The sequence below is a fragment of the Piscinibacter gummiphilus genome, from assembly GCF_032681285.1.
Classification (GTDB): domain Bacteria; phylum Pseudomonadota; class Gammaproteobacteria; order Burkholderiales; family Burkholderiaceae_C; genus Rhizobacter; species Rhizobacter gummiphilus_A.
Genome location: NZ_CP136336.1, coordinates 414,312 through 427,334 on the forward strand (window position 1 = coordinate 414,312; position 13,023 = coordinate 427,334).

Annotated in this window: 9 protein-coding genes; 7 read left to right on the forward strand and 2 right to left on the reverse strand. The window is 68.3% G+C overall.

Annotated elements, in window-relative coordinates:
* The first annotated feature begins 38 nt into the window (after positions 1 to 38).
* A complete protein-coding gene (locus RXV79_RS02015; RefSeq protein ID WP_316701715.1) occupies positions 39 to 1,589 on the forward strand; it encodes a methyl-accepting chemotaxis protein in 1,551 nt (516 codons plus the stop codon).
* On the opposite strand, the gene RXV79_RS02020 is transcribed toward RXV79_RS02015, so the two are convergent.
* A complete protein-coding gene (locus tag RXV79_RS02020; protein WP_316701716.1) occupies positions 1,576 to 3,276 on the reverse strand; it encodes a tannase/feruloyl esterase family alpha/beta hydrolase in 1,701 nt (566 codons plus the stop codon). The two genes, RXV79_RS02015 and RXV79_RS02020, sit on opposite strands and share 14 nt — an antisense overlap.
* A 325-nt stretch (positions 3,277 to 3,601) precedes the next feature.
* Between RXV79_RS02020 and RXV79_RS02025 the strand changes: the two genes are divergently transcribed.
* Entirely contained in the window at positions 3,602 to 6,046 is a 2,445-nt protein-coding gene (locus tag RXV79_RS02025) for a DUF6351 family protein (protein ID WP_316701717.1), read from the forward strand.
* Between the two features lie 7 nt (positions 6,047 to 6,053).
* On the opposite strand, the gene RXV79_RS02030 is transcribed toward RXV79_RS02025, so the two are convergent.
* Positions 6,054 to 7,628: an acyl CoA:acetate/3-ketoacid CoA transferase gene (locus RXV79_RS02030; protein ID WP_316701718.1), complete on the reverse strand. Its 1,575-nt coding sequence runs from the start codon at positions 7,626 to 7,628 to the stop codon at positions 6,054 to 6,056.
* Positions 7,629 to 7,828: 200 nt separating this feature from the next.
* Between RXV79_RS02030 and RXV79_RS02035 the strand changes: the two genes are divergently transcribed.
* From RXV79_RS02035 to RXV79_RS02055, 5 genes are read left to right on the forward strand one after another with little or no spacing between them, the layout of a single operon-like run.
* Positions 7,829 to 8,638, forward strand: coding sequence for a crotonase/enoyl-CoA hydratase family protein (locus RXV79_RS02035; protein ID WP_316701719.1), 810 nt, complete (start codon positions 7,829 to 7,831; stop codon positions 8,636 to 8,638).
* The gene (locus RXV79_RS02040) at positions 8,635 to 10,479 is read left to right on the forward strand and encodes a feruloyl-CoA synthase (protein ID WP_316701720.1); all 1,845 of its coding nucleotides are present in this window, start codon (positions 8,635 to 8,637) and stop codon (positions 10,477 to 10,479) included. Before RXV79_RS02035 ends, RXV79_RS02040 begins: the two co-directional genes overlap by 4 nt.
* 21 nt (positions 10,480 to 10,500) lie before the next feature.
* The gene (locus RXV79_RS02045; RefSeq protein WP_316701721.1) at positions 10,501 to 11,751 is read left to right on the forward strand and encodes a thiolase family protein; all 1,251 of its coding nucleotides are present in this window, start codon (positions 10,501 to 10,503) and stop codon (positions 11,749 to 11,751) included.
* 31 nt (positions 11,752 to 11,782) lie between these two features.
* On the forward strand, positions 11,783 to 12,547 hold the full coding sequence (locus tag RXV79_RS02050) for an SDR family NAD(P)-dependent oxidoreductase (RefSeq protein WP_316701722.1): 765 nt from the start codon (positions 11,783 to 11,785) through the stop codon (positions 12,545 to 12,547).
* Positions 12,548 to 12,560: 13 nt separating this feature from the next.
* Positions 12,561 to 12,980: an acyl-CoA thioesterase gene (locus tag RXV79_RS02055; protein WP_316701724.1), complete on the forward strand. Its 420-nt coding sequence runs from the start codon at positions 12,561 to 12,563 to the stop codon at positions 12,978 to 12,980.
* The last annotated feature ends 43 nt before the right edge of the window (positions 12,981 to 13,023 follow it).

The following is a 13,023-nucleotide window of genomic DNA, read 5'->3' on the forward strand; positions in this document are numbered from 1 at the left end:
GATAAGGAGCGAACGAACCCGGCCCGACGGAGGTCCTCATGCGCTCTCGTTTCCTTTCCTGGTGTTTGCGCCCCGGCCTTGCTGCAATGCAGCGCCTGCGCCTGCCCGGCAAGCTCGTGCTGCTGGCCGTGCCGCTGCTGGCCGCGTCGCTGCTCACGATGCTCGGCCATCGGCTCGCGCTGCCGCTGGCCGGGGCCGCCGCGGTGCTGTGGCTCTACGTCGCGCTGTGCTTCCACCTGAGCCTGAGCCGCGCGATGCGGGCGCTCGACGAGATGGTGAACGCGCTGTGCGCCGGTGACCTCACGCAGTCGCGCGTGCTGCCCGGGCGCGACGAGCTGGCCGACATGGCGCGCAGCCTCGAGGCAATGACCCGCCGCTTCTCGCAGCTCGTCTCCACCATCCGCAGCGAAGCGCAACTCGTGGCAATGGCCGGCGACCGGCTCTCGGTCAGCGCCCATGAACTGCACGACCGCACCGAAGAGCAGGCCCGGAGCCTGCACCAGACCTCCGAAAGCATGGCCTCGCTCGTGACCACCGTGCAGGTGAACGCGAGCGATGCACAGGAAGCCGACGGCCTGGCCGCCAGCGTGCGCCACGCGGCCGAAGGCGGCACCGCCATCGTCGAATCGGCGGTGCACTCGATGCAGGGCCTGGAGAAACGCTCGGGCCAGATGACCGACATCATCGGCGTCATCAACGGCATCGCTTTCCAGACCAACATCCTCGCGCTGAACGCGGCGGTGGAAGCGGCCCGCGCCGGCGAGGCCGGCCGTGGCTTCGCGGTGGTGGCGAGCGAAGTGCGCACGCTCGCGCAGCGCTGCGCGCAGGCGGCCACGGAAGTGAAGACGCTGATCGAAGGCTCGGCCGCCGAGGTGTCGACGAGCATGGGCCGCATCCGCGAGGCGAGCCGGTCCTTGCAGTCGGTGATGCAGGGCATCTCGCAGGTGGCCGACAAGGCGCGCGTGATCTCCGAGTCGAGCGCGGCGCAGAAGAGCGGCCTGCAGGGCATGGAGCAGTCGGTGCAGAGCCTCGATGGCATCACCCGCAGCAACGCGCGCATGGTCGACAGCTCGGTGAAGTCGGCCGAAAAGCTGCGCGAGCAGGCACGCCAGCTGTCGGCGGCCGTCGTCTCGATGAAACTGCGCCAGGGCTGTGCCGACGAGGCGCGTGCGCTGGTCGACAAGGCGGTCGCCTTGATCCACAGCGCGGGTCTGCCGTCGGCCGCGAGCCGCTTCCATGCACGCGACGGCGGCTTCGTCGACCGCGATCTCTTCATCATCGTGATGGACCGCAAGGGCTACTTCCGCGCCTTCGGCATGGACCCGAAGAAGGCCGACAAACCAGCCGTCGCCGCCCCCGGCGTCAACATCGACGAGCTCAACGCCAAGACCTATGCCGCAGCCGATGCCGGCGGCGGCTGGATCGAGTTCAAGAGCCTGCACCCGCAGACCAAGCTGGCGGTGGAGAAGATGGCCTACGTGCAGCCCGCGGGCCCCGAGCTGGTGGTGATGTGCAGCGTCAACAAGACCGACGGTGCCGCTGCTCCCGCAGGCGCACCGCCGGCCGCTGCCCTGGCTACTGGCAGGTGAAGCTGGCCGCGAGGTTCACGTCACCCGTGCCGTCGTAGCGCGCCACCTTGGGGTAGGGGCACAGCGGGCGCGTGCGGCTCGCGCCCCAGGCGCCCGGCACTTCGGCGTTGGCGCCCGCGGCGTTGCCGGTGCCGCGCGCGGTGGCGGTGATGGCCTGCGGCTCGGTGCCTTGCTCCACCCACGCGACGAGCGGCGTCAGCATGTCGAACTGGTCGGTGGCGGGGCCGCCCGAGCAGTGGCCCATGCCGGGCACGCGGTAGAACTTCGCGAAGTTGCTGGCGTCACCGCCGTTGTTGGCGCGCAGGCCGTCGTACCAGGCCTTGGTGTCGTCGACCGAGAAGATCGGGTCGGCCACGCCGTGGTAGACCATGACTTTCGCGCCACGGTTCTTCAGCGTCGACAGCTGCGTCGGGTTGGGCGGCGTCATGAAGCTCATCGCCGACTCGGTGTAGGTGGCATTCGTGGTGTCGATCCACTGCAGCGCGAGGTCGATGTTCATGTTGAGCGCGAAGCTCGCGCCGTTGAAGCCGGCCACCGGCTCGGGCGGCACCTTCCAGATCTGGCCGACGCCGCCGGTGTCGAGCGCCACGGGCGCGATGAACTCCCAGAACGGGATGCCGGAGCTGGCGATGCCCGGGTCGTACGGGAAGCTCGCGTAGAACGAGCGACCCGTGCTGGTGGTGGCACCACTGAAGATCGGCGCGAAGGCGACCTTCTGGGAGGTGGTGAGGCATGACCCATCGCGGGCGCCGGGGCAGGTGGGCACGTCGGTCGCGAAGTTGAAGGCGCTGCGGCAGGCTTCCACGTCCTGCACGAGGCCGTCGGTCGCGCCGTCGAGCGCGTCGCACTTGGCAAGCACCGCGTTGGCCACCGTCGTGCGCTCGGCCGGCGTGAAGGCGTTGGCGAGGTTGGCCGGGTCGATCAGCGCATAACGCTGCGCGCCGAAGATGTTGGCGATGGCGGCCTTGGGCAGGTTGTAGCCCGGGGCGCCGGCGAGGAAGCCGTCGTACTGGTCGGCAAAGCGGCTCATCGCGACCATCGTGTGGCGCCCGCCGTTGGAGCAGCCGCCGAAGTAGGAGCGGTCGGGCTGCTTGCCGTAGGCGGTCTGGATCAGGCTCTTGGCCATGGGCGTGAGCTTCTGCACCGCCTGGTAGCCGTAGTCGAGGCGGGCCTGCGGGTCGATGCCGAAGTTGGGGCCGAGCGCGCCGCTGTGGCCGGCGTCGGAGCTGATCACCGCGAAGCCCATGTGCAGCGCATTCGTGAGGCCGGGGCCGCCGTTGACCGCGCCGGTGGCGGTGCCCACGTTGCCGTCGATGCCGCCGTTGGCCTGGTAGAAAAAGCGGCCGTTCCAGTTGTTGGGCAGACGCATCTCGAAGCCGATGGCGTAGGCGTTGCCGTCGATGCCCGTGCGCGGGTACATCGAGCCGACCACGCGGCAGTGCTGCGCGATCGGCTGGCCGCCAACGAGCAGCGTGCCGGCGGGCACGTCGGTGGTCGAGGTGATGGTCGTGTTGGCGAGCGTGAGGCGCGATGCGAGGTCGGCGCAGGTGCCCGACAGCGTGGCCGGTGTGGCAGCGGCGAGGCGCGGCAGGCCGCCCGGCTCGTCGTCGTTGCCGCCGCAGCCGGCGAGCGCGGCGAGCAGGGTGGTGGCCGCCAGCGCGGCCGGTGAAAGTCGTCTTGCGTTCATGCTGATGTCTCCTGGCAATGGCCGCTCGTGTGACGGCTCGAAGTCCCTAGGGCGTGCGTTCCGGCGTCGCCGAATTGCTTATTGAATTTAAGTAATGTGGTGGCGTCCGGTTTGCGGGCTATCCCGCAGTCGACCTGGTTCTGGGCGATCACCAGGAGACCCGCGCGCACAGCGGACGTTTTGGAGGCGGGGCCGCTTGATTGCTTATGGAACGACAGTGCTTTCGCGCCCCCCGCGTAATACCGGTAGGCGGCCTCCTTCCGCGGGGCTAAGTTCAAAGATCGAACAACCAACAAGGCCCGACGGGGCCGAAGGAGACAGCACCATGAAGACCTGGAAGGTACAGGCCGTCTCTGCCGCCAGCGCCTTGCTGCTGGCCGCATGTGGTGGCGGCGGCAGTGATGCCGGCGACAGCGAAGGCAGCGCCCGCGAGACGGCGCAGTCCGCGGGATCGAATGTGCAGGGTGATGGCGAACGCGGTGGCCTCGTCGACCGCCACGGGCCGGTCGATCTGACCGTGCTCTCCAGCCCGCCGCAGTACGTGTCGGGCGGCGATGCGCGCATCGCGGTGCGTGTGCCGCCGGGCCTGCGCGACAAGCTGGAGCTGCGGCTCAACGGCCGGCTCGTGCGTGGCGCGCTCGCGCCCACCGCCGACGGCCTGGAAGGCGTGATCACCGGCCTGGTGGATGGCCGCAACGTGCTGGAGGTGCGGCACAAGCACCTCGGCTTCCTGCTGCGCGACCGCCTCGTGCTGACGAACTACCCCATCACCGGCCCCATCTTCTCGGGCCCGCAGCAGGAGCCCTTCGTCTGCACCACCACGCAAGGCGCGGTGGGCCGGCAGCCGCTGGTCGAGTCGGCCACGCCGCCCGGCTTCCCGGTCTTCGACGCCAGCGGCGCGCGCATCGGCTACAGCAAGACCTGCTCGATCGAGACCTTCGTCAGCTACGTGTACCGCAGCACCACCAACCAGTGGCGCCCGCTGCCCACCGACGGCTCCACGCCCGTCGACATGGCGAAGACGACGCTGGCCGACGGCCGCGAGGTCGACTTCATCGTGCGCCAGGAGCGCGGCACCATCAACCGCTTCCTCTACAGCTTCGCGATGCTGGCGCCGCGCGGCGAGAACCCGGCGTCACCCGACCTGAGCCTGTGGAACAAGCGGCTGCAGTACTGGTTCCAGGGCGGCGTGGCGGTGGGCCACTCGCAGGGCACGCTGCATGGCGGCGCGATGAACGCCGACATCCTGCGCACCGGCACGGCCATCGTGCATTCGAGCGGCAACAACACCGGCACGCACTACAACATGACGCTCGCCGCGGAGACCGCGATGATGACCAAGGAGCGCTTCGTCGAGCGCTACGGCGTGCCGCTCTACACCTACGGCCTGGGCGGCTCGGGCGGCGCGATCCAGCAATACCTGCTGCAGCAGAACCAGCCGGGCATCCTCGATGCTGCGCTGCCGGTGCAGTCGTATCCCGACATGGTCACGCAGACCATCCACGTCGGCGACTGCGAGCTGCTCGAGCACTACATGGACGCCACCGACCGCGCCAACCCGAAGTGGCGCGTGACGAAGAACCGCACGTGGCTCGTCGGCATGAACGCCGAGGAAGGCTTCGCGCGTGTCAACGATGCGCTGGCGCCGCTCAAGACCGCGCTCGGCTACAGCACCGCGCCCGGCACCACCGAGTGCGTGCCGGCCTGGCGCGGGCTCACGCCGCTCGCGATGAACCCCTGGTACGGGCAGGCGCCCAACCAGCAGCTCTACGAGCCGCAGAGCGCCATCGCCGCCATCCGCTGGACGCACTACGACGACCTGCGCAACGTCTACGGTGTCGACGCCACCGGCGCGGCGCGCCCGACCTGGGACAACGTGGGCGTGCAGTACGGCCTGCGCTCGTTGAAGGAAGGCCGGATCACGCCCGACGAGTTCCTCGACCTCAACTTCAAGATCGGCGGCTGGAAGCACCCGAGCGACATGGTGCAGGAGGGCTTCCCCTTCTTCGGCACCTCGCAGGCCGAGATCAACCGGGCGCTCACCGAGCCTGGCTACTTCGACCCGTGGAGCCGTCGCAACATGCGCTTGAGCCCCACGCCCGACCAGCCGGCGCCTCGCACCAAGGGTGACCCGATCGCCACGCGTGCGGCCTACACCTCGGGCCACGTGTTCGACGGCGAGCTCACGCTCCCCACCATCGACCACCGCCAGTACATGGAGCGCGAGCTCGATATGCACAACTCGCACCAGTCGTTCGCGGTGCGAAAGCGTGTGCTGGACAAGATGGGCCGTGCCGATCACCTGGTGATCTGGTTCACCGACACGATGCCCGGCCAGCCCAAGGCCAGCCAGTCGTTCGACGCCATTGCGGTGATGGACGAGTGGATGGCCAACATCCGCGCCAACCCGAAGAAGGGCATCGCCCGCAACCGGCCCGCGCGGGCGGTCGACAGCTGCTTCGACGTGCATGGCCAGCTCATCTACGCCGGTGACGACGCGTGGAACGGGATCCTCGACTCGCTGCCGCCGGGCCCGTGCACGCAGCGCTTCCCGATCTACGGCACCTCACGCACCGTGGCCGGTGCGCCGATCGAAGGCGGCATCTACCAGTGCTCGCTCAAACCGGTCGAGCGGGCGCTGATGGATGGCACCTATGCGCCGTGGATGCCCAACGCGGCGGCGGTGGCGAAGCTCAAGCAGATCTTCCCCGAGGGGGTGTGCGACTACAGCCGGCCCGACCAGGCCCGGCCGCGCAAGCACCACCACTGAGCGCGGGTCACGTCAGCGGCCTGGCATGCCGCATCGCCTCTGCCAGGCCGCCCCATGTCTCCTGGAAGATGCCCGGGTCCATCGGGCGCACGTTCTTCATCACGGGCTTGAAGTCCATGTGCGCGAGCACGTCGCGCTCGAGGTCGATGCCGGGGGCGACCTCGGTCAGCTCCAGGCCTTCGGCGGTGAGGTGGAAGACGGCGCGCTCGGTGATGAAGAGCACCTGCTGCCGGCGCTGCACCGAGCCCGGGCCGCTGAAGGTGATCTGCTCGACCTGCGAGATGAACTTGCGGTGTGCGCCTTCCTTGGTCACCTTGAGCAGGCCGCCGCCGATCTCGAGCTCCAGCCCGTCGGCGGTGAAGGTGCCGCAGAAGACCAGCTTCTTCGCGCTCTGCGTGATGTTGATGAAGCCGCCGCAGCCGACCGGCCGGCCGCTGAACTTGCTGACGTTGACGTTGCCACTCGCATCGGCCTGCGCGAGGCCGAGGCAGCTCACGTCGATGCCGCCGCCGTCGTAGAAGTTGAACTGCAGCGGCTGCTCGATGATCGACTCGGCGTTGAGCGAGAGCGCGAAGTCGCCGCCCATCTGCGGCACGCCGCCATTGACGCCGGACTCCACGCTCAGCTCGAAGGCATCGCCCAGGCCTTCTTCATGGGCCACGGCGGGCACGCCCGCGGGCACGCCGATGCCGAGGTTCACCACGGCACCCTGGATCAGCTCGGCCGCGGCGCGTCGGGCGATCACCTTGCGGGCGTCGAGCGGCATGGGCTTCAACGCACTCACCGGCACGCGGATGTCGCCCGCGAGCGCCGGGTTGTAGGCCGTGCTGATGGTCTGCATGTGGTTCTCGGGTTTCGAGATCACCACATGGTCGACCACCAGCCCCGGCACCTTCACCGACTTCGGGTGCAACGAGCCGGCCTTCACGATGCGCTCGACCTGCGCGATCACGATGCCGCCATTGGCCTTCACCGCTTGCGCGACGGAGAGGGTTTCCAGCAGCACGCCTTCCTTGTCCATCGAGAGGTTGCCCTTCTCGTCGGCGAGCGTCGCGCGGATCAGCGCCACGTCGACCTTGGGCGACGGGTAGAAGAGCCACTCTTCGCCGGCGAACTGCACCACCTCGTTGAGGCTTGCGGTGGTGGCGCTGTTCATCTTGCCGCCCTCGATGCGCGGGTCGACGAAGGTGCCGAGGCCCACCTTGGTGAGCAAGCCCGGCGTGCGCGCCGCGATGTGCTTGGGCAGGTTGGCGAGCGACCCTTGCGGGAAGTTGTAGGCCTCGATCTCGCCGGCCATCACCATCTTCATGAGATTAGCGCCGCACTGGCCGTAGTGGCCCGCGATCATGCGTTTGAGCAGGCCGGGGTGGGCGAAGTGCACCATGCCGCCGTCCTTCGCGTTGCCGATCGCGCCCGAGGCCCAGGTGGTCAGGTTCTTCGGGTGGCCGCTCTCCAGGTAACGCGCCTCGATCGCCTTCGCGATCTCTTCGGCGAAACCCATCATCGCCAGACCGCCCAGCCACACCGTGGCGCCATCGGGGATCAAGCCGGCAGCGGCCTTCGCGTCTATCAGTTTGCTCATGGCGTCGTCCTCAAAGTCCGGAGTGGATTGCGTAAATGTTTATGGTATTGAACTATATAACGCCAAATCCTAGGGTAAACACTAGGGGTTCTGCCATAGCTGAAACTTGCGCGGCTGGGGTGCGGCTCCTAAGATGGCAACATCAAAAAGTAGTTTTATCTTTTAACTAAATTCTTGGCGATCACCCCCAAGACCCGCGCATGAGCACAGATTTCCGCCCCGCCACCGGCCTGCTCGCCTCGCTCGACCTGCTGCAGGTGAGCCAGGCCGGCCCGGTGCTGCACCTCCGCCTCAACCGCCCGGCCAAGCGCAACGCCATCTCCGACACGCTGATTCAGCAACTGCACACCGCCTTCGTCAACCTGCCCGATGACGTGCGCGTGGCCATCGTCAGCGGCGAGGGCGATCACTTCTGCGCCGGGCTCGACCTCTCCGAGCTCGTGGAGCGCGACGTGGGCGAGGGCGTGCTGCACTCGCGCATGTGGCATGCGGCCTTCGACCAGGTGCAGTTCGGCCGCGTGCCGGTGGTGGCGGTGCTGCACGGCGCGGTGGTCGGCGGTGGCCTGGAGCTGGCCTCCTCCACCCACATCCGCGTGGCCGAAGCCTCGGCTTACTTCGGCCTGCCCGAAGGCCAGCGCGGCCTCTTCGTCGGCGGCGGCGGCTCGGCGCGCATCCCGCGCCTGATGGGCGTGGCCCGCATGGCCGACATGATGCTGACCGGCCGTGTGTATGACGCGCAGGAAGGCCTCGCCGCCGGCCTCGTGCAGTACGTGGTGCCGCAGGGCGCCGGTTTCGCCAAGGCCTACGAGCTCGCGCAGCGCATCGCGCAGAACGCGCCGCTCTCCAATTACGCCGTCACGCACGCGCTGCCGCGCATCGCCGATCAGTCGCAGTCGGAAGGCCTCTTCACCGAGTCGCTGATGGCGGCGGTGGCCGAATCGACGCCCGAAGCGAAAGACCGCCTGCGCGCGTTCCTCGAAAAGCGTGCGGGGAAGGTGGTGAAGTCGTGAGCGCCAGGTACCGCGCGGCATCCGTCGGCGGCGCGATCAGCGCCACGCTGGAGACGCGCGCCGATGGCATCAAGGTGCTGCGCTCGACCGAGGCGTTGCAGCCTTACCCGGTGCGCCTCACCGATCGTCTGGAGCAGTTCGCTGCCGAGGTGCCCGAGCGCACCTTCGTCGCCAAGCGCGTGAACGGCGGTGACTGGAAGCGCATCTCTTACGCCGACATGCTGGCCCGCGCCAAGGCCATCGGCCAGGCGCTCGTCGACCGCCAGCTCTCGGTCGACCGGCCGGTGGTCATCCTCTCCGACAACGACCTCGAGCACCTCACGCTGGTGATGGGCGCGTTGTGGGTCGGCGTGCCGCACGCCACCATCTCGTCGGCCTACTCGGTTGTCGCGCAGGACTACGGCAAGCTGCAGTACATCCTCGACAAGCTGAACCCGGGACTGGTGTTCGCGAGCGATGCCAAGGCCTATGCCCGCGCCATCGACTGCTGCGTGCCGGCCGGCACCGAAGTCGTGTTGACGCAAGGCGAGCTGCCCGGCCGCAAGACCACGCGTTTCGACGCGCTGCTCGACACCGCCTATGGCGCCACAGGCGAAGCCGCGCACGCGACGGTCGACGCCGACACCATCGCCAAGTTCATGTTCACCTCGGGCTCGACCAAGCACCCGAAGGGTGTGGTCGTGACCCAGCGCATGTGGTGCGCCAACCAGCAGATGCTGCGCCAGAGCATGGCCTTCCTCGCGGAAGAGCCGCCGGTGCTCGTCGACTGGTTGCCCTGGAACCACACCTTCGGCGGCAACCACAACGTCGGCATCACGCTCTACAACGGCGGCACGATGTACATCGACGACGGCAAGCCCACGCCGAAGGGCATTGCCGAGACGTTGCGCAACTTGCGCGAGATCCAGCCCACCGTCTATTTCAACGTGCCCAAGGGCTTCGACGAGATTGCCTCGGCGATGAACACCGACGCCGCGCTGCGCGAGTCGCTGTTCAAGCGTGTGGCCGCCTTCATGTGCGGCGGCGCCGGCATCTCGCAGGCCACGTGGAACCTGCTCGACAAGCACGCCGAAGCGACGGCGGGCGAGCGCATCCGCGTGATCGGCGGCCTGGGCATGACCGAGACGGCGCCCTCGTGCACCTTCGTGCTCGGCACCGACGCGCGCGCCGGTTTCATCGGCCTGCCGTGCCCGGGTGTCGACGTGAAACTCGTGCCGCTGGGCGACAAGACCGAGGTGCGTTTCCGCGGCCCCAACGTCATGCCCGGCTACTGGCGTGACGAGGAGAACACCGCGAAAGCCTTCGACGAAGAAGGCTTCTACTGCACCGGCGATGCGGTGACCTGGGTCGATGCGGGCGATCACAACAAGGGCCTGATGTTCGACGGCCGCATCGCCGAGGACTTCAAGCTCTCCACCGCCACCTTCGTGAGCGTGGGCCCGCTGAAGGCGGCGGTGGTGTCGCACGGCGCGCCGCTGGTGCAGGACGTGGTCATCACCGGCCTCAACCGCGACGAAGTCGGCGCGCTCGTCTTCCCGCGCATGGAAGAGTGCCGCCACCTCGCCGGCCTGCCCGATTCGGCGTCGGTCGAAGACGTGCTCACGCACCCGAAGGTGCTCGACTTCTTCCAGGCGCTCGCCAACAAGCTCTGGGCCCAAGGCACCGGCAGCGCCAACCGCATCGCGCGCCTGCATGTGCTGCGCGAGCCCCCTTCCATCGACAAGGGCGAGATCACCGACAAGGGCTCGATCAACCAGCGCAATGTGCTGACGCACCGCGCCGCACTGGTCGATGCGCTCTACGACGGCAGCGTGGCAGGCCTGATCCTGCCGCGCACCTGAACCACTTTCAAGGAACACACCATGGCCAGCAAAGGCTTCTTCGGCGGCTTCGACGACATCTGGATGATCGACGGCGTGCGCACGCCGATGGTCGACTACTGCGGCGAGCTCGGCGCGGTGAGCGCTACCGACCTCGGCATCAAGGTCGCCCGCGAGGTGCTCGCCCGCACCGGCGTGCCGGCGGCCGACATCGGCTCGGTGATCGCCGGCAACATGGCGCCTAGCGACTTCTTCCAGTTCATGTACCCGCGCCTCGTGGGCCTCTACGCCGGCGTGCCGGTGGAGGTGCCCGCGATCATGGTGCAGCGCATCTGCGGCACCGGCTTCGAGCTCTTTCGCCAGGCCGGCGAGCAGATCAGCAACGGCTACTGCGATGCGGCGCTCGTCGTCGGCGCCGAGTCGATGACGCGCAACCCGATTGCCGCCTTCACCCACCGCACCGGCTTCAAGCTCGGCGCGCCGGTCGAGTTCAAGGACTTCATGTGGGAAGCGCTGATCGACCCCGCGCCGAACATCACCATGATCCAGACGGCCGAGAACCTGGCCAAGAAGTACGGCATCACGCGCGCCGAAGTCGATGCCTATGCGTCGCGCTCGTTCGCCCGCGCCGTGGCCGCGCAGGAAGAAGGTTTCTTCGCGGGTGAGATCGTGTCGGTCACGCCCGAGACCTTCAAGCTCGACGGCTACGCCGACCGCCACATCGAGCTGCCGCGCAAGGTGACGAGCCTGGACCGCGACACCCACGTGCGCCCTTCGCCGGTGGAAGTGCTGGCCAAGCTGCGCAGCGTGTACCCGAACGGCGTGCAGACCGGCGGCAACAGCTCGGCGCTGGTCGATGCAGGCGCGGCGGCGGTCGTCGCGAGCGGCTCGTATGTGAAAGCCCACCAGCACAAGCCCCTGGCCCGCGTGCTGGCCGCGGCCGCCGTCGGCGTGCCGCCCGAGATCATGGGCATCGGCCCGGCGCCGGCGATCCGCCTGCTGCTGGAGCGAACCGGCCTGAAGCTCGATGACATCGGCCGCTTCGAGATCAACGAAGCGCAAGGTGCGCAGACCCTCGCGGTCGCCAAGGAGCTCGGCCTCGACCAGGACCGGCTCAACGTCCACGGCGGCGCCATTGCGCTCGGCCATCCGCTCGCCGCGACCGGCGTGCGCCTGACCATCACCGTGGCCCGAGCGCTGCGCAAGAGCGGCCAGCGTTACGGCATCTCGTCGGCGTGTGTCGGTGGCGGCCAGGGCATCGCCCTCTTGCTTGAAAACCCTGACGCCGCGTGATCGGCTCTTACGTTCAACTCATACACCCATCATGAAGATCCAAGGACAAGCAGCCCTCGTCACCGGCGGTGCCTCGGGCCTCGGCGCGGCCACGGCGCGTGAACTCGCCCGCCGCGGCGCCAAGGTCGCGATCCTCGACCTCAACACCGCGCTCGGCGAGAAGGTCGCGGCCGAGATCGGCGGCATCGCGCTCAAGTGCGACATCACCGACACCTACTCCGTCACCGCCGCGCTCGACGCCGCCGAGAAGGCCCACGGCCCGGCGCGCATCGTGATGAACATCGCCGGCATCGGCACCGCCAAGCGCGTGGTGCAGAAAGACGGCTCGCCGGCGCCGCTCGAAGACTTCGAGCGTGTGATCCGCGTCAACCTGATCGGCACCTACAACGTGATCCGCCTCGCGGCCGCGCGCATCGTGGCGCTCGACCCGCTGGAAGATGGCGAGCGGGGCGTCTTCGTCAACACCGCGTCGGCTGCGGCCTTCGACGGCCAGGTCGGCCAGGAGGCGTACTCGGCCTCGAAGGGCGGCCTCGCCGCGATGACGCTGCCGCTCGCGCGCGACCTCGCCCAGTTCGGCGTGCGCGCCTGCACCATCGCCCCGGGGCTCTTCCTCACGCCGCTGCTCGCGGAGCTGCCGCAGGCCGTGCAGGAGTCGCTCGCGGCCAGCATCCCCTTCCCCAAGCGCCTGGGCAAGCCCGCGGAGTTCGGCCACCTCGCGGCCAGCATCGTCGAGAACCTCTCGCTCAACGGCGAGGTCATCCGCCTCGACGGCGCGCTGCGCATGGCCGCCCGCTGAACCGATTCGACACATGCCCCGCACCACCACCTACAGCGTGACCGTGCAGTTCGGCGATTGCGATCCCGGGGGCATCGTGTTCTTCCCGAATTTCTGCCGCTGGATGGACGCGGCCTCGCTGACCTTCTTCATGCAATGCGGCGTGAAGCCCTGGCGCATCCTGGAAAACGAGCGGGGCATCGTGGGAACGCCGCTGCTGGAGATCAACACCAAGTTCCACAAGACCGCGACCTACGGCGACACGCTCACCGTGCACACGCACATCGAAGAGTGGCGCCGCGTGGCCTTCACCCAGGTGCATCGCGTGATGCGCGGCGACGATCTGATCTGCGAAGGCCGCGACGTGCGCGCGTTCGTGAAGCGCGACGAGCACGACCGTGAGCGCCTTCGTGCGATCCCTGTTCCCGAGGACATCCAAGCCCTTTGCAGTTGAGTTGACCCACGACGTTCATCTTTCATCACTGGAGACAAGACAC

Coding starts and splice junctions, on each gene's coding strand:
- RXV79_RS02015 (WP_316701715.1), top strand. CDS start 39: ATGCGCTCTCGTTTCCTTTCCTGGTGTTTGCGCCCCGGCCTTGCTGCA.
- RXV79_RS02055 (WP_316701724.1), top strand. CDS start 12,561: ATGCCCCGCACCACCACCTACAGCGTGACCGTGCAGTTCGGCGATTGC.
- RXV79_RS02025 (WP_316701717.1), top strand. CDS start 3,602: ATGAAGACCTGGAAGGTACAGGCCGTCTCTGCCGCCAGCGCCTTGCTG.
- RXV79_RS02030 (WP_316701718.1), bottom strand. CDS start 7,628: ATGAGCAAACTGATAGACGCGAAGGCCGCTGCCGGCTTGATCCCCGAT.
- RXV79_RS02035 (WP_316701719.1), top strand. CDS start 7,829: ATGAGCACAGATTTCCGCCCCGCCACCGGCCTGCTCGCCTCGCTCGAC.
- RXV79_RS02045 (WP_316701721.1), top strand. CDS start 10,501: ATGGCCAGCAAAGGCTTCTTCGGCGGCTTCGACGACATCTGGATGATC.
- RXV79_RS02020 (WP_316701716.1), bottom strand. CDS start 3,276: ATGAACGCAAGACGACTTTCACCGGCCGCGCTGGCGGCCACCACCCTG.
- RXV79_RS02050 (WP_316701722.1), top strand. CDS start 11,783: ATGAAGATCCAAGGACAAGCAGCCCTCGTCACCGGCGGTGCCTCGGGC.